This is a genomic window from Mucilaginibacter sp. UR6-1, from assembly GCF_020880975.1.
Taxonomy (GTDB): Bacteria; Bacteroidota; Bacteroidia; order Sphingobacteriales; family Sphingobacteriaceae; genus Mucilaginibacter.
This window is the reverse complement of record NZ_JAJIWP010000002.1, coordinates 1,030,043-1,052,502: the sequence shown is the minus strand read 5'-3', so window position 1 is coordinate 1,052,502 and position 22,460 is coordinate 1,030,043. Positions and strand designations below refer to the sequence as shown.

General features: G+C 43.9%; 22 protein-coding genes. 16 read left to right on the top strand and 6 right to left on the bottom strand.

Going from position 1 to position 22,460, the window contains the following annotated elements; all coding sequences use genetic code 11:
* Positions 1 to 40: 40 nt before the first annotated feature.
* Positions 41 to 520, bottom strand: a complete 480-nt coding sequence (locus LJ707_RS09970) for a Dps family protein (protein WP_228950665.1) — start codon at positions 518 to 520, stop codon at positions 41 to 43.
* 98 nt (positions 521 to 618) lie between these two features.
* Between LJ707_RS09970 and LJ707_RS09965 the strand changes: the two genes are divergently transcribed.
* The 10 genes from LJ707_RS09965 to LJ707_RS09920 all read left to right on the top strand — a co-directional run bounded on the left by LJ707_RS09965 (position 619) and on the right by LJ707_RS09920 (position 9,383).
* Positions 619 to 1,380, top strand: coding sequence for a DUF4905 domain-containing protein (locus tag LJ707_RS09965; protein ID WP_228950664.1), 762 nt, complete (start codon positions 619 to 621; stop codon positions 1,378 to 1,380).
* A gap of 21 nt (positions 1,381 to 1,401) precedes the next feature.
* Positions 1,402 to 2,400: a LysM peptidoglycan-binding domain-containing protein gene (locus LJ707_RS09960; RefSeq protein WP_228950663.1), complete on the top strand. Its 999-nt coding sequence runs from the start codon at positions 1,402 to 1,404 to the stop codon at positions 2,398 to 2,400.
* Positions 2,393 to 3,025: a uridine kinase gene (locus LJ707_RS09955; RefSeq protein WP_228950662.1), complete on the top strand. Its 633-nt coding sequence runs from the start codon at positions 2,393 to 2,395 to the stop codon at positions 3,023 to 3,025. Before LJ707_RS09960 ends, LJ707_RS09955 begins: the two co-directional genes overlap by 8 nt.
* A gap of 144 nt (positions 3,026 to 3,169) precedes the next feature.
* On the top strand, positions 3,170 to 3,553 hold the full coding sequence (locus LJ707_RS09950; RefSeq protein WP_228950661.1) for a hypothetical protein: 384 nt from the start codon (positions 3,170 to 3,172) through the stop codon (positions 3,551 to 3,553).
* 245 nt (positions 3,554 to 3,798) lie between these two features.
* Positions 3,799 to 5,451, top strand: coding sequence for a M28 family metallopeptidase (locus LJ707_RS09945; protein WP_228950660.1), 1,653 nt, complete (start codon positions 3,799 to 3,801; stop codon positions 5,449 to 5,451).
* Positions 5,452 to 5,459: 8 nt separating this feature from the next.
* Entirely contained in the window at positions 5,460 to 6,014 is a 555-nt protein-coding gene (locus LJ707_RS09940; protein WP_228950659.1) for an acyl-CoA thioesterase, read from the top strand.
* Between the two features lie 12 nt (positions 6,015 to 6,026).
* Positions 6,027 to 6,422 carry a hypothetical protein gene (locus LJ707_RS09935; RefSeq protein WP_228950658.1) on the top strand — a complete coding sequence of 132 codons (396 nt, stop codon included), beginning with the start codon at positions 6,027 to 6,029 and terminating at the stop codon, positions 6,420 to 6,422.
* A gap of 62 nt (positions 6,423 to 6,484) precedes the next feature.
* Positions 6,485 to 7,366 (top strand): glycoside hydrolase family 25 protein, encoded by an 882-nt coding sequence (locus LJ707_RS09930; protein WP_228950657.1) that lies wholly within the window; start codon positions 6,485 to 6,487, stop codon positions 7,364 to 7,366.
* 163 nt (positions 7,367 to 7,529) lie between these two features.
* Positions 7,530 to 7,919 carry a hypothetical protein gene (locus tag LJ707_RS09925; protein WP_228950656.1) on the top strand — a complete coding sequence of 130 codons (390 nt, stop codon included), beginning with the start codon at positions 7,530 to 7,532 and terminating at the stop codon, positions 7,917 to 7,919.
* Positions 7,920 to 8,012: 93 nt separating this feature from the next.
* The gene (locus LJ707_RS09920) at positions 8,013 to 9,383 is read left to right on the top strand and encodes a sigma-54 dependent transcriptional regulator (RefSeq protein ID WP_228950655.1); all 1,371 of its coding nucleotides are present in this window, start codon (positions 8,013 to 8,015) and stop codon (positions 9,381 to 9,383) included.
* Here the strand turns inward: LJ707_RS09920 and LJ707_RS09915 are convergent.
* A complete protein-coding gene (locus LJ707_RS09915) occupies positions 9,380 to 11,872 on the bottom strand; it encodes an ATP-binding protein (RefSeq protein ID WP_228950654.1) in 2,493 nt (830 codons plus the stop codon). The genes LJ707_RS09920 and LJ707_RS09915 overlap by 4 nt on opposite strands.
* A gap of 225 nt (positions 11,873 to 12,097) precedes the next feature.
* Between LJ707_RS09915 and LJ707_RS09910 the strand changes: the two genes are divergently transcribed.
* The gene (locus LJ707_RS09910; protein WP_228950653.1) at positions 12,098 to 12,694 is read left to right on the top strand and encodes a GDSL-type esterase/lipase family protein; all 597 of its coding nucleotides are present in this window, start codon (positions 12,098 to 12,100) and stop codon (positions 12,692 to 12,694) included.
* A 62-nt stretch (positions 12,695 to 12,756) separates the two neighbouring features.
* Positions 12,757 to 13,485 (top strand): esterase family protein, encoded by a 729-nt coding sequence (locus LJ707_RS09905; protein WP_228950652.1) that lies wholly within the window; start codon positions 12,757 to 12,759, stop codon positions 13,483 to 13,485.
* Here the strand turns inward: LJ707_RS09905 and LJ707_RS09900 are convergent.
* Positions 13,482 to 16,244, bottom strand: coding sequence for a hypothetical protein (locus LJ707_RS09900; RefSeq protein WP_228950651.1), 2,763 nt, complete (start codon positions 16,242 to 16,244; stop codon positions 13,482 to 13,484). The genes LJ707_RS09905 and LJ707_RS09900 overlap by 4 nt on opposite strands.
* Before the next feature lie 187 nt (positions 16,245 to 16,431).
* Here LJ707_RS09900 and hscA point away from each other — a divergent pair, with 187 nt between their 5' ends.
* The 3 genes from hscA (at position 16,432) to LJ707_RS09885 (ending at position 19,391) form a co-directional block, all read left to right on the top strand.
* Entirely contained in the window at positions 16,432 to 18,288 is a 1,857-nt protein-coding gene (gene hscA, locus LJ707_RS09895) for a Fe-S protein assembly chaperone HscA (protein ID WP_228950650.1), read from the top strand.
* 142 nt (positions 18,289 to 18,430) lie between these two features.
* Complete coding sequence (locus LJ707_RS09890) at positions 18,431 to 19,021, top strand: hypothetical protein (RefSeq protein WP_228950649.1); 591 nt, start codon at positions 18,431 to 18,433, stop codon at positions 19,019 to 19,021.
* Between the two features lie 4 nt (positions 19,022 to 19,025).
* Positions 19,026 to 19,391 carry a VOC family protein gene (locus LJ707_RS09885; protein WP_228950648.1) on the top strand — a complete coding sequence of 122 codons (366 nt, stop codon included), beginning with the start codon at positions 19,026 to 19,028 and terminating at the stop codon, positions 19,389 to 19,391.
* Between the two features lie 229 nt (positions 19,392 to 19,620).
* Here LJ707_RS09885 and LJ707_RS09880 read toward each other — a convergent pair whose 3' ends face one another.
* A complete protein-coding gene (locus LJ707_RS09880) occupies positions 19,621 to 20,175 on the bottom strand; it encodes a hypothetical protein (RefSeq protein WP_228950647.1) in 555 nt (184 codons plus the stop codon).
* A 172-nt stretch (positions 20,176 to 20,347) separates the two neighbouring features.
* Positions 20,348 to 20,638 (bottom strand): hypothetical protein, encoded by a 291-nt coding sequence (locus tag LJ707_RS09875; protein ID WP_228950646.1) that lies wholly within the window; start codon positions 20,636 to 20,638, stop codon positions 20,348 to 20,350.
* Between the two features lie 86 nt (positions 20,639 to 20,724).
* On the opposite strand from LJ707_RS09875, the gene LJ707_RS09870 reads away from it, so the two are divergent.
* On the top strand, positions 20,725 to 21,870 hold the full coding sequence (locus tag LJ707_RS09870) for a tetratricopeptide repeat protein (protein ID WP_228950645.1): 1,146 nt from the start codon (positions 20,725 to 20,727) through the stop codon (positions 21,868 to 21,870).
* Here LJ707_RS09870 and LJ707_RS09865 read toward each other — a convergent pair.
* Positions 21,867 to 22,451, bottom strand: coding sequence for a riboflavin synthase (locus LJ707_RS09865; RefSeq protein ID WP_228950644.1), 585 nt, complete (start codon positions 22,449 to 22,451; stop codon positions 21,867 to 21,869). The genes LJ707_RS09870 and LJ707_RS09865 overlap by 4 nt on opposite strands.
* Positions 22,452 to 22,460: the final 9 nt, after the last annotated feature.

Below are 22,460 nucleotides of genomic sequence, written 5' to 3'. Positions count from 1 at the left end.
TATCTAATTTCTCAAATCTAACTTTTAATATCTAAACCAATTAGTCTTCGTTCACAAATGAGCGGAGCATCCAGGTGGTTTTTTCCTTGAATTGCATAAAGCGGTTAACCATATCGTTGGTACCGTCATCGCCTACATCAGCGGTAACGTCAAGTATCTCGCGCTCCATACCAATCAGCAATGCCATATCCTGAATAATGGCTCGCACCATATCGGTATCCTTCATACCAATGGTATTTATTTCCTTGATGGTTGATTCTTTTATATAATCGGCAAAGGTGCTGTGCGGTGGTTTGCCTAATGTTAATATACGCTCAGCAAGCTCATCAATAGTGGTTAATGCCTCGGTATATAGTTCTTCAAATTTAAGGTGCAGGGTAAAAAAGTTTTGTCCTTTTATGTTCCAGTGGCAGCCCCTTAGCTTTTGGTAATGTATATGGTAGTTAGCCAGCAGATCGTTCAACAGATCTACTACCGGTTTTACTTTACGTTCTTCAAGGCTTATTTCTTTTGCGTTCATAAGATTTAAATGTTGTTTTGATTGTTAACAGGCGTATAAGTTCAATGTTTGTACCAAAGCTAAGCAGATTTTAATAATTATAGGATATTTGCAAACTTATGACAGCATTGAGCCCCATCCTGCAAAAAAAATTTAACGGCACCATCTGGCGCATGGATATTGATGAGGTTACCTCTGCCCTGCTGCTTGAAATACGTAACGAGGCTGACAGAACGACAAGCTTTGCTGCCATTAACCTGCCAAAGGCGCACCTTAATTTTGACGGCTATACCACGCACGAACGCTGGCTCACCGGCATGGAAACCGCGCATAACGGTGTACTGCTGCTCCACTTTTTTCAGGGGGAAAGTTCACCGGTGCATAAAGGCATAGCGGCCGTTAACGTTGCCGATGCTGCTGCATTATGGAGCAATTACTCCCTGGCGTTTGATCATTTAAGCATTAACGGCCCCATAATGTTCAACACCCAGATGTTACCTAAAAAGCTATATGTGCATGATATAGAAACCGGTAAAGCCATCAGGCCCTATAATTATGTTATTGATAGTGAGCTGATCAGGCAGATCATTGTACCGCAATACATATCGCCGCAACAGCTACCCGCACAATTGCAGCATATTAAACCGGCAAACGGTTTGATACATTATATTGAGCACAATAGTTATAGAATTGTATCTTTGCACACCCGTAACAGCCGGGGCCTGCAGCAGGAGTTATATGTGCTGAATGCTGATAGTATTTGTTACGAAGAAATATTGATGACCGATATACAAAAATTACAGCCCGAGGCGTTTGTATTACATAAAAATTGGCTAATCTGCCTGAAAAACAAAACCGAGCTGCTGGTTTTGGAATTATAATTTATTGTATTATAAAACATTATGAAATTTAAGCTGACTTTTCTATTGATATCAACACTTACCTTTTCTATACCTGTACTTGCCGGTAACGTAATTGATTCAATAGGTGTCGAAAACCAGAACGGGAAAAAGATCATCCTCCATAAAATAGATCCAAAGGATAACTACTACGCCATAGGCCGCCGCTACAATGTAAAGCCTAACGCAATCATCAAATTCAACAACAACGCGCCAATGCGTATTGGCAACGTAATTAAGGTACCTACCGAGGTTGATTATAACGAAAGCCAGCAACCTGTAGCCACTACAACGCCGGCTGCTCAGCAACAGCAAACAAAACCAGCTACCCAGCCGGTACAGCAACCCGCAACACAACCTGTTGTAAAAAACAACACACCGGCTGCACAACCGGAAACCCAACCTGTTGCTGATGCCAATAATATTCCGGAATATCAGGATTACAAGGTATCGGCAGGTGAAACATTGTTTGCCATTGCCCGCCGTTTTAACACCACTGTTGATGACATAGTGAACATTAACAAGCTCACCAAAAAATCGCTTACAGCAGGGCAGATCATTAAAGTACGTGCCAACAAGGCAACCACTACTCCTGTTGTGGCCCCGGTAACAACCGTGCCTGACAGCACAAAAGTAGCCGCCGTGCGCGATTCAACAGAGCCTATGCCGGTATCAACAACCGACTCGGTTGGTGGTGTTAGGCCAAACCGCTACGGTTTATACGAAAAAAATGAAAAAGGCGTGGCCACCTGGATGGAAGAGGCCGGCCTTGACGCGAATAAAAAACTGGTATTGCACCGCACCGCCCCTATAGGTACGGTGATCAAGATCATCAACCCGATGACCAACCGTACTACCTTTGCAAAGGTGGTTGGCCGCTTTACCGATAACGAGTCAACTAAAGACGTTATCATTGTTATGACAAAAAATGTAGCCGAATCATTAGGCGCGCTTGATAAACGCTTTCATGTAAATATAAGCTACGGTACCACGAATGAATAAACCTTTTATTGTTGGCATAGCCGGTGGCAGCGGCTCTGGCAAAACTTTTTTTTTGAAATGTTTTTTACAGCACTTCAGCAGTAATGAAGTAGCGCTTGTTTCTCAGGATGATTATTACTTCCCGGTGGCTGATACCATGACAGCCGAAGAGAACAAGCTGTACAACTTTGATTTGCCTGATACCATTGATCATACCCACTTTGAAAATGATATTGAGGACCTGCTGAATAACAAAAGCATCACCAAGCAGGAATATACTTTTAACAACCCTCACGCGAAGCCTAAAACGCTCGAAATAAAATCAGCACCGATACTCATTGTTGAGGGACTTTTTATACTGCATTTCCGTAAGATCGCTGACATGCTTGACCTCAAGGTGTTTATTGATGCCGATGAGGAAGTGGCCCTGCAACGCCGCCTTAAACGCGACCTTACCGAACGCGGCTACTCTAACGATGACGTGCACTACAAATGGGTAAACCATGTTGTACCGGCATATAAAGAGTACCTGCTGCCTTACAAGGATGAATGCCACAAGGTGATCACCAACAACAGCCACGTAGCCGAAGATATTATTTGCGTAACCGAAGCCATTGCCAGGGAATTGCGCGAGAAGGTGCTTTAGGGAGTTAATAGATGATGGTTCATGGTTCATAGTGAGCAATTCGATTTCCTTACTCCGCCTATTAACCATGAACCATCATCCATGAACTAATCAAAACAATTTCATCATACAAAAGCTTACTATACAGTACCAATAGTAAATATTATGACTGCATATAGCGATGATGAATTGAAGAATAACGATGCCGCCAAGCCTAATGCTTACCCGGTTGACGATGATAACCTGAAAGAGGAAAGCCTTAAAAAAACCTTTTTAGGCGGCGAGGTAAAAAATGCCGATGCGCCCGGCATGGAAAGCCATGGCGCGGGTGGGCATAACTTTGGTGAGGAGAACCAAACCCCATCAGGTGATGCGCCAAATAACCCTTCGCAAAACGCGGGTTACACCAATGCCTACTTAGCGCGTACCGAACCATCAGACGAAAAAACCGATAAGGTAAATTTTAAAAGCGACGACCAGGATGGTGAACATGATTATGAAAGCTCACGGTCTGCCCGGGATGTTTCGCCTGACGAAGATGCCGACTGATCAGCAATATTATTATTAAAATGCAAAAGGGTTATCAGCAAGCTGATAACCCTTAATTGCTTAAACACACTAATCAATAGTTAGCTTCTTTTATTCCCGGCTGTATAAAAGTATTGTACAGAAATCATAAAAACGAGTAGTATCGACCAATGGAAACATTGAATCGACCACTGGCCGATATCTTTCGTTTTTAATATGATTAGTGTTTTTAAAATGCGCTTATTACATTTGGTAATATGAACACCATGAAACGCAATACCCTAACCCTGGGGCTGTTGTTTACGGCTGCCGTTTGGTTTGGCTGTAACGATAAAAAAGCTGATACGCAAACAGCTACCGGCCCAATCACTGATAATGATATACGCGGATACCTTTCCGCACTGGCCGACGACTCGCTTACCGGGCGCAAACCTTTTACCGAGGGCGAAACAAAAACCATCAACTACCTGGCCGCGCAGTTTAAACAATTAGGTTTAGAGCCGGCAAATAATGGCAGCTATTTTCAGGATGTACCACTGGTTGAAATTACCGGTACGCCAACCGCGCTCCAGCTAAGCGGAAAAACATCAGCAACACTAAAAGCGGGTACCGACTTTGTGGCCTCAACCCGCCAGGAACTGCCATCCGTAGCGTTAAAAAACTCGCCGCTGGTATTTGTCGGTTATGGTGTTGTTGCACCGGAGTATGGCTGGAACGACTATAAAGGTTTGGACGTAAAGGGCAAAACAGTGGTGGTATTAGTGAACGACCCCGGTTTTAAATCAGGCAACCGTACGCTTTTTCATGGTGATACCATGACCTATTATGGCCGCTGGACGTATAAATATGAAGAAGCCGCCCGTCAGGGCGCGGCAGGCATACTCATTGTGCATCAAACAGAACCGGCAAGTTACCCATGGAGCGTAATAAACACCAGCTTTACGGGCTCAAAATTATATCTGCAACAAACAGACAAGCACCTTTCCCGTTGCAAAATGGAAGGCTGGTTAAGTGAAGAAACAGCTAAGAAATTATTAGCCAATGCCGGTATTACTGAAGATATGCGCACCTATGCCCGCAAAAAGGATTTTAAAGCAGTGACACTTAACACTACGGCAACCCTCGGCATCACCAATAAATTAAAGTATTCTACCTCGCATAATGTTGCGGCGGTGTTAAAAGGCAGCACCAAGCCTGATGAATATATTGTTTATACCGCCCACTGGGATCACCTGGGTATCGGCCAGCCGGATGCCAAAGGCGACAGCATTTACAACGGCGCGGTTGATAACGCCAGCGGAACCGCCGCCCTGCTTGCCATGGCCAAGGCGTTTAAAAACGCTAAGGAACAGCCTAAGCGTTCAATACTATTCCTATCAGTTACGGCGGAGGAACAAGGATTGTTAGGATCAGAGTTTTACGCTACGCATCCGCTGTTCCCGTTAAATAAAACCGTGGGTAACCTGAATATGGATGCCCTATCGCCAGATGGTGAAAGCAATGATATACCCATTACCGGCAAAGGGCAAAATGACCTGGAAGACTACGTAGAAGCGATAGCCAAAGAGCAAGGGCTGACCGTTGAGGCCGACCCAACCCCGGGTGCTGGGGGCTACTACCGTTCGGACCACTTTAATTTTGCCAAAGTTGGCGTACCTGCTTTGGATATGCACACAGGCCCGGACAATAAGCAGCATGGCCGTAAGTGGGGCGAAAAGCAGGGAGAAATATTTACAGCCGAACACTACCATCAACCATCAGATAATTACACACCGGATATGAACCTGAGCGGTATGACGCAGACAGCGAATATATTATATAAGATAGGCACCAGATTGGCCGGCGAAAACACCTTCCCTCAGTGGAAAAAGAACTCGGAGTTCAGGTCGATCCGCGAAAAATCAATGGCAGGTAAATAATTATATTGATGGAAGATTTTAAAACCGTAGCCGCATCACAAACCACGCTTACCGAACTGATGATACCCGCGTACTCCAACTTTGGGGGCAAGATACATGGGGGCATTATTATGGGGCTGATGGATAAGGTGGCCTATGCCTGCGCCGCCAAACATGCCGGGGCATACTGCGTTACCGCCTCGGTTGATACCATTGACTTTTTAGCGCCCGTTGAGGTTGGCGAGCTGGTATCATTAATGGCATCAGTTAATTACGTGGGCAAAACCTCGCTGGTGATCGGCATAAAGGTGATCTCTGAAAGCGTGACCACCCAGCAGGTAAAGCATACCAATACCAGTTACCTCACCATGGTTGCCATGGATGAGCAGCGGAACACCCTACCCGTACCCGGCCTGATCCTGCAAACCGACGAAGAAGTACGCCGCTTTTACCAGGCTTATCACCGCAAAGAGCTTAAAAAATATTATAAAACGGAAGAAAAACGCATGAAATCAGCCTATGAGATAGCGGAATCTGTTGAGCTGTTGAAGAATGAACGCTGCATTATCCAGAAGAAAGATTAATAACTGACTGTTTTGGAAATAAGACTTACAGAAACTGAATTATTCAAAAGCCTAACAGAGATTGAAGATGGCACTACATATATTGATTTGCATAATGAGTTTGATTGTAAGGAAGTTAACATAAGTCCAAATGAGGTACAATTAGTTTTCACCAATAACCTTGATGTTCCGAAAGTTAAAAGAGTAGGGCTTATTTTTAAAGATGCCAAAATAACTAAAGTAAGCACCTCTTTACAGAATGGTGATTTCACCTCGTTGACCATTGATAATATTTACAGAGGCAGGTTTGAAAATAGTGATGGATTGTTTGAGCGATCAGATAATGGTCTGTATTATTACTATGTAGATTTTTTTAAGGACTATAATATTGAATTATTTGCAAGCGAATTTATAGTATTATACAACTAACTCTTGTTATAAAAATAAAGCAGGCTCTTAATCGGCCTGCTTTATTTTTATAATTTTGCCCCGTGCCTACCCGTAAACAACCCGCCCCTGCCAAACCCCGAACAACGGTAAAACGCAAGCCATCAGCTACCGCGAAACGGAAAAAGAAAACGGGCAATACATTTAACTGGTACCCTTATGCCATAGGTTTAGTGCTTATACTGCTATCGCCTTTTTATTATGGCTATGTGGTTAAGTTTTTCTCATCAACCTGGCGATGGATATGGGATAGCGGCAAGCCTGCCACCTATCGCACCTATAAAAGTTTTGATATTGATATACCGGTAGCGTACAAGATACATGGCATTGATGTATCGTACGCGCAGGGTAACATAAACTGGCAGCAGGTGGCCGCCATGGAAGAGGATAGCGTACGCATACGCTTCGCTTTTATAAAGGCTACCGAGGGTCTGCTCACTGCCGATCCTTATTTTAAACGTAACTGGCGCGAAGCCCCTAAATTTGGTATTGTGTGCGGCGCGTATCATTATTTTCACCCTAAAAAGGATGGCTTATGGCAGGCACGTTTTTTTCTGCAAAACGTAAAGCCCGAAAGCGGAGATCTACCGCCGGTTGTTGATATTGAGGTTACGGATAATGTATCACCCGAAAAAATGCGGCAGGAGTTAACCGCGTTTATAAATCACCTGGAAAAGAAGATACACGTAAAGCCTATCATTTACACCAACATCAGCTTTTACAGGCAATACCTGGAAGGTTATTTTGATGCCTACCCGTTATGGATAGCACATTATTACCAGCACGAACTTAAATTACCTGAAAATACCAACTGGTGGTTTTGGCAACATTCGGACAGGGCTTACGTAAATGGCATTAGCCACGAGGTAGATTTTAATGCATTTAAGGGAGATAGCCTGCAATTTAAACAACTGCTTATACCCTGAATTTGCCGATTAACAGGGCATATTGTGGAGTTGCTCCACAATTATTTCTCCTATCAATAAAATACAAACAACTAATTATCAAACAATTAAATACAATTACACGTACTGGCACAATTCTGAACAATAGGTTATCATACTTATAACAAACATATATTTATAACTTATGAAAAAGATAATTTTGTCAGTAGCCTTTTTAGGCCTAATAGGAGTAGTAAACGCAAACGCTCAAAATACAACAACCCAACAACCAGCAGCATCACAACAACAACCAGCGCAGCAAACTCAGCAGGATTCAACCAGCGCGGGTGCTGCCGGTACTAATGCTACCGCAGCTACAGGCACAACCCAGGAAGTTAAAACCCCTGTAAAAGTTGAAGAATTACCTGAGGCTATCAAAACCACGCTGAAAAGCGACGCGGTTAAAGAATACACCGCGGTTGATGCATCATTAGTAAAATCAGGTGCAGCCGAGTATTATATCATTAACCTTAAAAAAGGTGATGATCTGCGATTTGTGAAGCTTGACAAGGACGGACGCCCTGTAAAGCAATAAATAAGCACTCATAATCACAATATACCTCAACAACAAAGGCCGGAATTTATTCCGGCTTTTGTATTTTTACGCCTTATTTGCAACAAACTACCGATGGCGAAAATATTACTGGTTGAGGACGACGCTACTTTTTCACAAATTTTACAAGGCTTTTTACCCAGAAATGGTCATGAGGTTAGTGCTGTAAACAATATTAAGAACGGCCTCAGGCAACTGGATGACGAAAAATTTGACATGCTGCTGCTTGATTACCGCTTGCCTGATGGTACCGGCTTAGAAGTGATGGCTTACGCGCATGACAAGGGCCTGAAAATTCCGGCGGTGATGATGACCAGTTTTAACGATGTACGTACGGCAGTTAAAGCCATACAGGCAGGCGCGTCAGACTATATTACAAAACCGGTTAATCCTGATGAATTGCTGATGATACTAAAATCGGCATTAACAGCAAAAAGCGATGAGCAAAAGGCGGATACCGTTAAAGCGGATAAACCTGCCGCTGCTGCTACCACAACCAGCTATCCCGGGTTTATAAAAGGTACCAGCTCCGAATCAGACAAACTTTACGAATATATTGACCTTGTTGCACCTACTGACATGTCGGTAGTGATACAGGGCGAAAGCGGTACAGGTAAGGAACATGCCGCTCGCTTTATACATGAGCGCAGCAAACGTGCCGATAAACCTTTTATAGCCATTGATTGCGGCGCCCTTTCAAAAGATCTTGCAGCCAGTGAGCTGTTCGGGCATATTAAAGGCGCATTTACAGGTGCACTGGCCGACAAAAAGGGCTTATTTGAAGTAGCCGATGGCGGTACCTTATTTATGGATGAGATAGGTAACCTGAGCTACGATGTGCAGGTTAAACTGCTGCGTGCCTTGCAGGAGAATACCATACAGCCTCTGGGCAGTACCAAACAGATAAAGGTAGATGTGCGCATTATTGCAGCTACCAATGATGACCTGCTGAGCAGTGTAAGCAATGGCGATTTCAGGCAGGACTTATACCACCGTATAAATGAATTTAAGATACAGATACCGGCCCTACGTGAACGTGGCAAGGATTTGCAACTGTTTATCAGTCACTTCATCAATATATCTAACCAGGAACTGGAGCGTAACGTGAAAAGCATATCGCCGGAAGGTATGGAATTGCTTACCCGTTATGACTGGCCCGGAAACTTGCGCGAGCTTAAAAATGTGATAAAACGCATGGTGTTGCTTACCCGCGGTGAAGAAGCCGGGGCAGAATCATTGCCCGACGAAATGCGCACCTACATTACCCACCTGCCAACCGTACCTGCCGATGCCGATTTGAAGGCACTTAACGAGGCGAATGAAAGAACCGTTATACAGCAAACGCTGCAAAAAGTAAAATACAATAAATCAAAAGCGGCCAAGTTGTTAAATATTGATCGTAAAACGCTTTACGCTAAAATAGAGCGCTACGGGCTCGACTCTTAAACTTCGGCGTTGTGAAGATAGTCGCGTCGTATCTGTTCACGCAGTTGCTGCAAGCGTACGATCAAAGCAAGCAGTTTGTTTGAAAGTGTATTGGTCATCGTATCCGCCTTGTTCAGTTCAAGCTCGGTAGCGCGCAAATCGGCAGCGAGCGGTTTTGCTCCAATTTGAGCCGTACGCCCGGCCATGCGGTGCACCGTGAGGGCTATTTGCTCAAGTAACTCATCACTGTAATTCTCCAGCAACTGTTTTAAGCTGTTAATATCATTAAATGTATCTTCGGTAAACAGTTCGAGTATGCGGGCAAGCTGATCCTTATCGCCAAAGGTCATTTGCTCAAGGGTTCGCAAATCAATATCCTCATTAGTTACATCATTGTCCTCAAAATCAAATATCTCTATCAGCTCATGCTCTTTAAACGGCTTTTTAACAATACCATTAAAACCCGAGGCCAGTATGCTCTCCCGCTCCTGCGGAATCACCTGTGCCGTAAGCGCGTATATTTGTACCTCGCCCGGTAATTTTGCACGCAGGGCTTTGCAAAGCTCAATACCGCTCATACCCGGCATACGTATATCCATCAGGATATATTTTACATCTTCGGTCCAGGCGGCATCAAGTACCTGCTGTGCCGAGTTAAAACTGCGGTGGCTTATGTTATGCCTGGTAAGCATCAGCGAGCACATTTCGAGTATAAAATTATCATCATCTACCACCCACACCATTTCGGTACCCGCTTTTAACACAGGCGGGGCAGTATGCTGATGATGCTTCTCCGGCTCGGCGGCTACAGGGAAGCTCAGGTGAAATATAAATTGCGAGCCCCGGCCCAGCCTGCTGCTTACGTGTATACTACCGCCCTGCGCTTCAACCAGTTGCTTGCTAATGGTAAGGCCCAGGCCGGTACCTATCTGCGTACGGTTATTATCGGCCTGCTCAAACTCGTTAAAGATCTTTTGCAGATCTGAAGGAGCCATACCCATACCCGTATCAGCCACCCTGAACGTAAAGTTTAAGCGACCACCTTGTGTAACGCATGTTACCGCCAGCCTTACCGAACCCTCATCAGTAAATTTGATAGCATTACCCAGCAGGTTGTATAAAACCTGCTTTAGCCTGAAAGCATCACCATCAACATAAACCCGGGGCGAAAAATTGGCTTTAAGCTCCAGTTTGAGTTTTTTCTTTTCAGCCTGAAAACGCACTACCGAGGCTACCTCGTTCAACACTTCGAGCATATTGAACACAGCGTTGGTAAAGGTGAATTTGCCTGATATGATGCGGTTATAATCCAGCACCTCATCCACAATCTGCATGAGATGGCCTGACGATTGGTAGATGGCCTCAATGTGGTTGCGGCGCGGATGCTCCTGCTGCCTGATGAGTTCGGCATAGCCAATGATGGATTGCAGCGGCGTACGTATTTCATGGCTCATGTTTGACAGGAAACGCTGCTTGGCCATACTATGATATTCGGCTATCTCCTTGGCTTCTTCCAACTCCTTACGGTAACGGTTGCTGCGCGATATATCGGCCAATATTAAGGATACCAGTATCAGCGTGATCAAAAAGAAAGCGAGCATGATCAGGCTTATCTTTTTAACGCTGGTATTCACCACTGTTTTTGCGTGGCTGTTATTATACTCTATTTGTGATACTACCTCATTTTCAACCTGTTTCAGGATAGAGAGAATTTGCGTTATGAGCTTGGTATTGGCATTCGCCAGCACCACCTCCTGGTTAATGAACTGGGCACTTTTACGCAACTGATTTTTTTCGATACGGGATACAGCCTGGGTCATGCTCTCCATAATGCTGTCCTTAATAGCCTGGGCAACGGTATCCTTTTCAATATTAAGTTGTTCACTTACCACCTTATATGCAGTATCGGCAGGCTTTTTCTTTTTACCGAACAGCTTGCCAAAAAAACCACGCCTGTCCTCATTATTCTGAGGGTAGATGATGGTGGTGGATGTTTTTTTCTCGGTAGTTACAGCGGCGCTATCAGCCTTGGCATTTTTATCAACCAACTCATTAAGTACCTCAACCTGTGCCGAAAAAAGCTTGTTGTTCACCAGCTTTTCGCGCACCTGGAGGTAGTTCATAAACAGCTTATCGCGCTCACGCAATAGCTTTCGTAACGATTTTAAGCGCCAAAGCTGCACCCTGTCATTCTGGTAAAAACCTTGCAGGGTATCAATGGATTTATTAATGCGGCGGGTTTCTTTAAAAAATTTATCGTGTTCGCCGCCATTACGCAACACCTGCATACGCTGCATCTGGTCAAGCTGGGCCACACGCCGCGAAAGATCATTCACAATGCGCAGTTTATCATTCGGGGCGGAGATATTTTCAACTGCATCCAGCATTTCATCAAAGGCGCCCCTGCTAACACTCCATGCTAAAAAAAGGGCAACACAAGCCAGCAAAAAGGCAAAAACCACCTTTCCTTTAATAGAGCGCATAAACCGTTTCCAATGATTTTCAGCCATTCACCGATCAGAAATTGACAAAATATTATAACGTAAACCTTGGCCGCTATTGTTTAACCTATATATCTGTGCGGCTTGTATAAACGGTATAACAACTAATTTTTGTACCCAAATGTTTGTTTTTAACTAAAAAGCATTTGGCATACAGATGCTAAAAAGCAAATGATAATATTGTGCTGGCTGATTATTTGCTTACTTTGAAACCGCAAACACAAGTATTTTTGAATGTATTGGTACGAAGAAGACGTTAAGGAGTTAGAGAAACGAAGCCGGCAATTGCCCTACGAGCCTGAAACATTGTTTTACGGTAGCTCGTCAATACGGCTATGGGAAAACCTATACACCGATTTTGCCGACCTGAAACCCGTTAACCTTGGTTTTGGCGGCTCAACACTTGCCGCTTGTGTATGGTTTTTTAAACGGATAATGCTTACTTATAACCCAAAGCGCATGGTGGTATACGCCGGTGATAACGATTTGGGCGATGGCCGCACCCCCGAAGAGGTATACATTTTTTTCAGGCAACTAATGGTTGAGGTAAGCAGCAGGTTTGGCAATATACCTTGCTATTATATATCCTTAAAGCCAAGCATAAACCGCCGAAATATTATTGACAGGTTTAAATACACCAATAATTTAATTGAAACTGAAATAGTTAAAAGCGGTAATAACTGGCATTTTATTAATATATTTAGCCATATGGTTGATGCCGGCGACCATCCTAAAGGCAAGTATTTTGTTAATGACGGACTGCATTTAAGCAAGGAGGGTTACGAGCTGTGGAAACAGGTAGTATCTGATCATTTAAAGGTTCATCATTAATTATTTATTCACAATTAAGTAACATGCACTACTGATATTCACCATCAAAAAGCTATGCCGAAATGAACAGGGAATATCATAAATGGTATAGTACCATATTGCAGCGCGATATGGAGCTTTTGGTATTTGGGCATAGCGGCCGCGCGGTACTCTTCTTCCCTACCCGTATGGCCCGGTTTTATGATTATGAGAACTGGGGCATTATCGAGGTTTTACGTGATCAGCTTGAAAATGGCCACCTGCAGATATATTGCGTTGACAGTATTGACAGCGAAAGCTTTTATAATCAGGAAATTTCTCCGGCGGCACGTATAAACAGGCATTTACAGTACGAAGGCTATATACTTGATGAACTACTGCCATTTATCCGTTCAAAAAACAATACTGATACTTTTGAAGTGGCCGGTTGCAGCATGGGCGCCTTCCATGCCGCTAACATCGCCTTAAAACATCCGTCGGTTTTTAAAAAAGTAATATGCATGAGCGGCAGGTATGACCTTACCCGTGTAATAGGTGAATTCAAAGACCTGTTTGATGGCTACCGCGACGATTCAATTTACTACAACTCACCCATGCAATTCATCGGCAATATGCACCATGCCGATCTGCTGGATAAACTGCGCGGCTCCGAGTATATTTTCGCTATTGGCGAAACCGATCCTTTTTTGAATAACAACTACGAGTTTAGCCAGTTACTTTGGGATAAAGGAATACCTAACAGCCTGTACATTTGGGATAACTATGCACACCGCCCACGCTACTGGCGACAAATGGTACAGCTCTATCTTTAAAAAATACTTACCGGCAGTACTATCTCAAAACGATCGCGGCCGGTGCCACCAAAAATATCCGGATCAAGCAAACGGCTATACCTTACACCGAATGAGATAGCCGTTTCGTTAAAAAACTTGGTATCAAAAAACACAGCTCCGCCCACACTCCTGAAATTGGCTTTAAACACGTTGCCCGTAGTGTAAAAGTCAGACGCGCGGGTATACTCGTAAAAAGCATTTCCACGTATCCGCATCAGGTAAACGGTATTGGCCAGCCCGGCATCAGGGTAAGCAATCGGGAAATGGTAATTAGCGCCCAGCTTATCCATCTTATACAAATTTTCAACCGAGTAGCCTTTTGAAAACGGGAAGTTATTTGAAAAACTTACCGCGTTGTTTTGCCCATGCTGCTGATGCGCGGCATTGATAACCAAACTATGGTTAGGCCACAAACCCGGCAGGTAAAATGTACCCGAAGCCAGGTATTGATTAGCCGACAGGCTTAACCCGTTTTTATAGATGAACAACAGGCTTTGCCCCCACCTGGGGTTGATATGCTGCCTGGCCTGTTGTACACGGGTTGAAAAGCTAAGGTAACTGTTAAGGTAAGTAAAGTGCCTGTTAAAGGCCTCAAAACCATCCTGGTAATTGGTTTGCGCGTAATACAAATCACTGCCTACACTCAAGCCGGTGATATTTTTGCCCCGTGTAAAGTTAAAAGGTAATTGTACACCTCCATGTATGTTAAACTCGTTCCAGTAAACATCGCTGCCGCGGTATATACGGCGGCGTTCATAAATATAATCGGCACCGGCAGACAGGTATGGAAAAAGCTGACCATAGGTAAGATCAAAACCTGCCTGTTTGTAACCTTCGTTACGGTTATAGTTAAAATACAGTTCGGATTCAAAGGTGTTCAACACATTTTGCCCTACGATAGACAGGCGGTAATCCGGGTCGCTTATTTCAGGTATCAGGCTGTGAAAATTAAACAGGTTATAACCTTTGCTGTATTTAGCTACAGGGTAATTATAAACCGTATCCTCAACCCTTTCAATTAAGCCCGACGCCGCATTTTTATTAAGCGATGCAACATTATACTGAGGTAAACCGCCGGGCAGTTTGCCGGTAGCTACTGCTTCCCAGTTAACATCCTGCTTATTGGTTTGCATAATTTGATAGCCACTGGCTGTGAAGCCCACCCAAGCCAGCTTGCCTGCAGATACCGTTGGCTGATAATAGCCTATGGTCTTAGTTCCGGTTTTTAGTTTAAACAGTTTTTTATCATTAACAGATAAAGCGAACAAATCATCGTTAATGCCCGATGTGGCGGTAAAATAAACTGTATCCTGCTTAATTGTTAAATAGCCTGCCGGCTGATGGCTAAAAGGCAGCAGGTTTTCCTGTTTGCCGGTAACAGTATTAACCCTTATAATGGCCATTTCTCCCCTGTTGTTGCGAACAGCCGAGAGCACATCATCACCATAAAACTTAGGGTAAGTATAAAATAACCGATCAGGGTTTGCAATTGCCGTTATTAGCTTGCCCGTTTGCGCATTCAATACGTGCAGTGTGGCGCTACCATCAGGGTTTGCCTGCACAGCTACTATACGCTTACCATCGGCACTAAAGGCAGGCGAAAAATATTTGGTTTTACCGGTGATGGTACGCTCGTGGCCGTTGCTTACGTCAACCACGCGTATTTCATGGTAATTGCGGTACCCCCAGCGCAGGTCGCGGCGATAGGCTGAGTATACTATTTTGCCATTGTTATAATCAAAATACCTGTCTTGAGATATGGCGCGTGTGGTGATCTTTTTTTCCTTACCACCTGTGCGTATAACAAAGCTTGCTATTTGGTTATAAGGGCTTTTTAGGTAGATAATGGTGCTATCGTTAACAAATGCCGGAAATTCTTCATCAGCAATAAAGTGTTTAACCTGCTTTTGCGGAGCGGCATCATTAAACTGTTGCCTGAAATGATCTGACGCGGCGGTACGAAAAGCACCAAAACTTATCCCCGAATGCTTTTTAACACTGCTTTGAAATGGGTAGAACAAACTTTTATAAGCAGCCGCGTCATGGGTAACGTTACGCCAAAAATCATCGCCATACTTTTCACGGCCATAAGCCACCATCATGTAGCCAAGCGGGTAATGGTTGGGCACATAATCAATATACGAGCCGTTGCGCAGCTTCATCCAGTTATAATCTTTCCCGGCAGCCCATAAGCCGCGAAAGCCGTTGTAAAAATAAGGTAAGCGCCCACGTCCCTGCGCGCTCACTAATGTTTCATTATATACGGCATCGCCCTCAAAAAACCAGTTGGGTACGCTAAGCGCGTTACCAAATGCCTGCCCGCCTTCGCCAAAAAATATTTTTAACACATGCGAGAGGCCTACGTTAAAGTTGTTGTATTGCTGTACGTGCCTAAACTCGTGCACGGCCAGCATTTCTGGCCATGGTATGCTGCCCAGTTCAAAGCTGTTTTGCTGCGGGGTTAAATAAAACTCGCTGCGAAACGGCGCCAAACCAACATAGCCGTTACTCTCGGTAGTTTGGTTTTGCAGCACAATATTAACCTGCTTTTGCTTTACGCCGATGGTTGGTTTTACTACGTTATTTATCCGATTGATCAGTACAGCTACACGTGTACCGGTGCTATCCATTCCCGCAGGAAAAATTACCCGAGCGGCCTCTGTATTTACCTGCTGCCACTTTAACGATGGCGGGTTACCACCAAAGGTTTGCGCATTGGCCAGCCCGGCAGTCAACAAAAAAATTGTACTGAATAAAATTGCGGGCAGATTTTTTTTTATAAAACAGCCTGTATAACTCATTAAATGCCTGCCCATTCGTAGTAAATAATCGGGGCGACAAAAATATAAATAATATGCAATTGAATTGAGAATTAGAGATTAAAAAGACATTCGGCCTGTTAAAACTTGCTACATTTGCCCTGTTATGGCTAAAGTTTCTATAAACCTGGCAACAGGCTCATTACAAAAGGAAGAAATTATTGTAGGTATAGATCTGGGTACCACCAACTCGCTGGTGGCCTTTATCAACCCTGATAAAAACGCGCAGGTAATTAATGATACCGGTAAAGGCGTTTTAGTACCCTCTGTAGTACACTTTGGCCAAACGGGTGATATTACCGTGGGTAATGATGCCAAAAACTACCTGGTTACCGATCCGCAGAATACCATTTTCTCGGTTAAGCGCCTGCTGGGCCGCTCATACCATGATATTGAAAATTATAAAGACTTTTTCTCGTACAAGGTTATTGATGATAATACCGAAAGCCTGGTTAAAATAAAGGTTGGCGACAAATTTTATACACCCATTGACCTCTCGGCACTGATATTAAAGGAGTTAAAAGAGCGTGCCGAGCATGCCCTTAAAACCCCGGTTAACCGCGCGGTTATTACCGTACCTGCTTATTTCAATGATTCGCAGCGCCAGGCCACGCGCGATGCCGGTAAACTTGCCGGTTTAGATGTATTGCGTATTGTAAACGAGCCAACCGCCGCCAGTTTAGCTTACGGCATAGGCCTCGACCCGGAAGAAACCAAAACCATTGCCGTTTATGATTTGGGCGGTGGTACGTTTGACGTATCCATACTGCAAATACAGAATGGTATTTTTGAGGTATTAGCCACCAATGGTGATACCTTTTTAGGCGGCGATGATTTTGACCGCGTTATTATTGACTACTGGATAGAGAAAAATAACCTGGATAAAGCACAGCTTGCCGAAAACCGTGAGCTATCGCAACAATTACGTTTAAAGGCTGAGGAAGCTAAAAAATCATTCGCCCACCAAAGTATATTTAATGAGCAACTGGGTGATATATGGTGCACGCTTGATAAGCAAACCTTTGAGCAACTGATGTTGCCCAAAGTACAGCAAACCATAACCTGCTGCCAAAACGCGCTTAAAGATGCTAAACTGGATGTTAAGCAAATTGACGAAGTGGTTATGGTGGGCGGCTCAACCCGTACGGCGCTGGTTAAGCAAATGGTGGCCGGGTTTTTCGGTCGCCCGGTGCACGATGAGGTTAACCCCGATGAGGTGGTTGCTTTGGGTGCCGCCATACAGGCCGATATTATGGCCGGTAACCGTAAGGATATTTTGCTGCTTGATGTTACGCCCCTCTCCCTCGGAATTGAAACCATGGGCGGACTGATGGACGTGATCATCCCGCGCAATGCCAAAGTGCCTACCAAGGCCGGCAGGCAATATACTACATCGGTTGATGGGCAGGTGAACATGAAGGTTGCCGTTTACCAGGGCGAGCGTGACTTGGTAAAGGAAAACCGTAAACTGGCTGAATTTAACCTGAAAGGCATTCCGGCCATGCCCGCCGGTTTCCCTAAAATAGATATAAACTTTTTGCTGAACGCGGATGGTATCCTGAAGGTACAGGCTATTGAACTGCGTTCGGGTGTGAAACAGGAGGTTGAGGTTAAGCCTACCTATGGTATTACCGACGACCAGGTGGAACAAATGCTGATGGACAGCATTACCCATGCCAAGGATGATGTAAGCCAGCGCATGATTATTGAAGCACGTACCGAGGGCGAACAGATGATCTACACCGTTGAGCGCTTTTTGCAAAAACATGGTGCATCAGTAACCGATGAAGAAACCGCCCAAACCAATGAGTATGTAGCCACTCTGAAACAAGCGCTGGAAAGCGGCGACAAAGACCTCATCCATAAACGTATTGACGAGCTTAATGAGTTTACCCGCCCCTTTGCCGAACGCCTGATGGACCAGGCCATAAGCCATGCCATGAAGGGTAAGAGCATCGATTAAAAAGTTTAAGCCGCGGTTTACAGCAGTATATTTTTTGCTTTATCTTTAACAAAAAATATACTCCTGAATGATATCACGATTTAAACTATTGCCCCTTATAGCTCTTGGAATAATCTCCGTTAAAGTTTCATCTGCTCAAAACATGGCTGCTGTTAACAGCATGTTGAACCGCCAGTTTATGAATAGCATGATGGACAGAAATCTTCGCATGAGTATGTTTGGCTTAAATTATTACAAAAACTATAACCCCAAATTTGATTTTGTGGTAACGGATAGTTTAGGCATGGTACAGAATGTAAGATCAAAAATAAATATTGATACCGCCTTACATAAATACTACCTGGAATATGAGGATAAGAACCTGCCAAAATCAGACCCCAACCGTAAAGTAAAAATATATCCTAAAGAAACTATCAGCATTTCTCGTAAAGACGGTTATTCAGGAAAAATGCTGAACGGAATGGCTACTGATAGTTGTTGGCTGTTTAAGGTAATAGATGGACCGATTACAGCTTACGCTTTTTTAGCTGAAAGCCCTGATAGCTTTGACGAAACAACTATAGTTGGTATTCAAAAAGGTGAAAACATGCCGATATTGCCTTTTCGCCCCGAGAACCTTAAACTTATGATTGCTGATGACAAAGAAGCAACAGAGCAATTCAAATCAAAAAAATACTACAAGGCATTAAAAAAATATAACAAGAACAAACAGCAAGCCATCACATCAAAATAACCTCATGAAACTTACCTCCCTGCGCCCGGTATTATGGACTGAAAACATCAATAAAACCATTAGCTTTTATGTTGATGTACTTGGCTTTATCATAAGCGAAAAGAATGATGACTGGGGCTGGGCATCGCTTGACAGGGACAATGTGGCCATAATGCTGGCCAAACCCAACGGGCATTCATCTCACACCAAAATAAGCTTTACAGGCTCGTTTTATTTTAATACCGATGATGTGGAAGCCTTTTGGCTGGCTGTTAAAGATAAAGCCCCTATTTGCTACAGCATTGAAACCTTTGAATGGGGCATGCGCGAGTTTGCCATTTACGATAACAACGGCTATATATTGCAGATAGGCCAGCAGGTAGCTGAATAAAAACGAATATACCAAAAACGCCATTGCAGGTACGAAACAAACTTTAGGACGAACTTTTTAACAAGTCGCCCTGGGATTGCTTCGTACCTCGCAATGACGCGTGTTTATTTACTTATTCTGTCATTCGGAGCTATAACGATAAAACTGTCTACGTTCTTAACCCCTCCTAAATCCTCCCCCTGAGGGGATGACTTTCTTCTTTAAGCCGTCCCCTCGGGAGGGTTGGGTTTTATTTTAACGTAACCCCTACGCTTGCACGGGTTTCGTCAAAAAACAGGTTAAGGGCTTTAGGCTTGGCACCGGCAGGTATGCGGTAGGTGATCTCGTCAGACTCAGCCGTCGACTCAGGTTGCACCGAAAAATAACCTCCGTTTGATTCATTGATCGAGGTGTTATTATCAAGCACCAGCCTGAAATTGTTGGTAGCAATACCAATGCTGTTACCGCCTATTTTTTCTTTATTGGTTCCGCTTATTTTAAATTTAAACTCGATACCCTGCGATTTACCATCCGGATCGCTCAAATCCGTAGCGCTAACCGGAATTACCTTTAAAAACGCTTCCTTACTTTTACCTAAAATAGCCGTATCCGGCGAAAAGCTAATGGTATACGTTTTGGTTTCATTAGCAGGTTGTTCTTCTTTAACTGATGGTGGATCTTCAGTTGAGGCCTCGGCTGATTCAACAGCGGCGGTGCTGTCCGCAGCATCTTTGTCTGATTTTGATTTGCACGAATAAACAACGGTAGCAACGGCTAAAACAGCCATCAAAGTGATTTTCTTCATAAGTGATATTAGTTGATGTGGGCACTAAAATATAGTATATTAACAAGTTACACAATACTTTTTTACTCATATTGTTTTATTAAGTATTCTATTTTGCAAATACCGCGCAAAAAAATATCCCCGCCTTATTACAGGGCGGGGATATTTTTTCAGAGATCCGTTTCAGGCAGATCTATACATTATTAATTGCTTCCTGCTCTTTCAGCGCGGCAATGTTGTTGCTGTTGCTGTATTGGTCAGTTTGTTGTGCAAAATCTTCCAATATACCTGCAATAGTATCCAGGTTATCAGCTACACGCTGGTGCATGTCGGGCAGGTCCTTCTCTAACCTTTTATCACCAAGCTCAATATTATCAACCTCAATCTTAGCGATCTTTTGTATCAAAGCCGTTTGGCTGTTTTTTAAATCCTCAAGCTCATGGACAATTTTCTCCATCAGCGCGAACTTCTTTAACTTATCCATAGTATTTTAATTATGATGTATCAGTTATAAAACAATAACTCTGCCAAGATTTGGAATTATCAATATCAACTAATAACTTAGTTAATATGAAACCCATATTAACCTTTATTACCACAATGTGCCTTTGCGCTGCCGTTTATGCACAAAACACCCCAAAACACGATGCCACGGCACTGCTTGAATATTACCAGAACCAGCGCTATGCCGATGCCTTTACCTATCTGCACGGCATCTATGGGGATAGTGTAGCGGATGTCAAGATACTGTCTGCGCTGGCATACACTTCGCAAATGAGCGGGCAGCTACCCCAAGCCGAAAAATATTACCTCCGCATACTCCAAACGGACTCACTTAACATACCGGTGCTGTTTAATTTGGGCAATATCAATAACCGCCGCGGCAATAATGCAAAAGCCATCATCTACTACCTGAAAATAATAAAGAAAGACAGTACCAACTTCAACGTGTATCGTCAACTAAGTACGTTGGCCAAAAACGTTGGCGATATGGGTTCATCCATATATTACATGCAGCAGGCTAATAATATAAACCCGCTGGATGGCGATGTAGCTTTTGATCTGAGCACTTTTTATCTTGCCATAAAACAATTGGATCAGGCTGAGAAAGTACTATCGCCCGCCCTGGCGGCTGATAGTACCAACTTAACACTGATCCTGGGTAAGGCCAAAACCACCTACCAGCAAGGTAAAACCGCCGAAACCATCGCTTTATGTAATAAATTAATACAGGAAGGCGATCAGTCGGGCGCGGTGATCAGTATGTTGGGCACCTCTTATTATCTCGAAAAAAAGTATCAGTTATGTATCGATACTTACAACAAGCTGACTGACGACACCCAGACCGAGGCTTCGTTATATTATACTGGTATGGCCTATAAAGGTTTAAAAGATCAGCGCAAAGCTATAAAGTACCTGGAAGATGCCATTGAAAAAGCCATATCACCTACGGTGGATACTTATTACGGTGAGATAGCCGAAAGCTACGACAGGCTTAACAAAACCATGCTATCATTAGCCGCCTACCAAAAGGCTTTGGAGTACAACGAGCGCCCTGTTACCCTTTACGCGCTGGCTATTTTGTATGATGACAAGCTAAAGAATAAGAAACAAGCCATCAGGTACTACAAAAAGTACCTGGCATCAAAACCGCCAAAAAATCATCAGCAATACATGGCCTACAGCAGTTCACGCATTGAAGCATTAAGCCGTTAACGTTGCATCAGGCGGGCAACATATTTGCCAATAATATCAAACTCGAGGTTTACTACCGAGCCGACACGCACATGCTGCAAATTAGTATGCTCGTAAGTGTAAGGTATAATGGCTACCGAAAAGCTGTTGGCTTTGGAATTAACTACCGTTAAGCTGATACCATTTACGCAGATGGAGCCCTTTTCTACGGTTACATTACCTGTTGCGGCATCGTATTCAAAGGTGTATTCCCAACTGCCATCGTGCTCGGTAAAAGCGGTGCAGATAGCGGTTTGGTCTACATGGCCTTGTACAATGTGGCCGTCCAGGCGTGCATTCATCTGCATGCAGCGCTCCAGGTTTACCAGGTCGCCGGTTTTGAGGTGGCCAAGGCTGGTTTTACCCAGCGTTTCGTCAATTGCGGTTACTGTATGCAAACCATCAGCAACGGCAACAACCGTAAGGCAAACGCCATTATGCGCAACCGACTGATCGATCTTCAACTCGTGCGCAATAGCCGACTCAACGGTAATATGCAGGTTACTTTGCTCCTTTTCGAGCGTTACTATCCTGCCAAGCGTTTCAATAATACCTGTAAACATGGGGCAAAA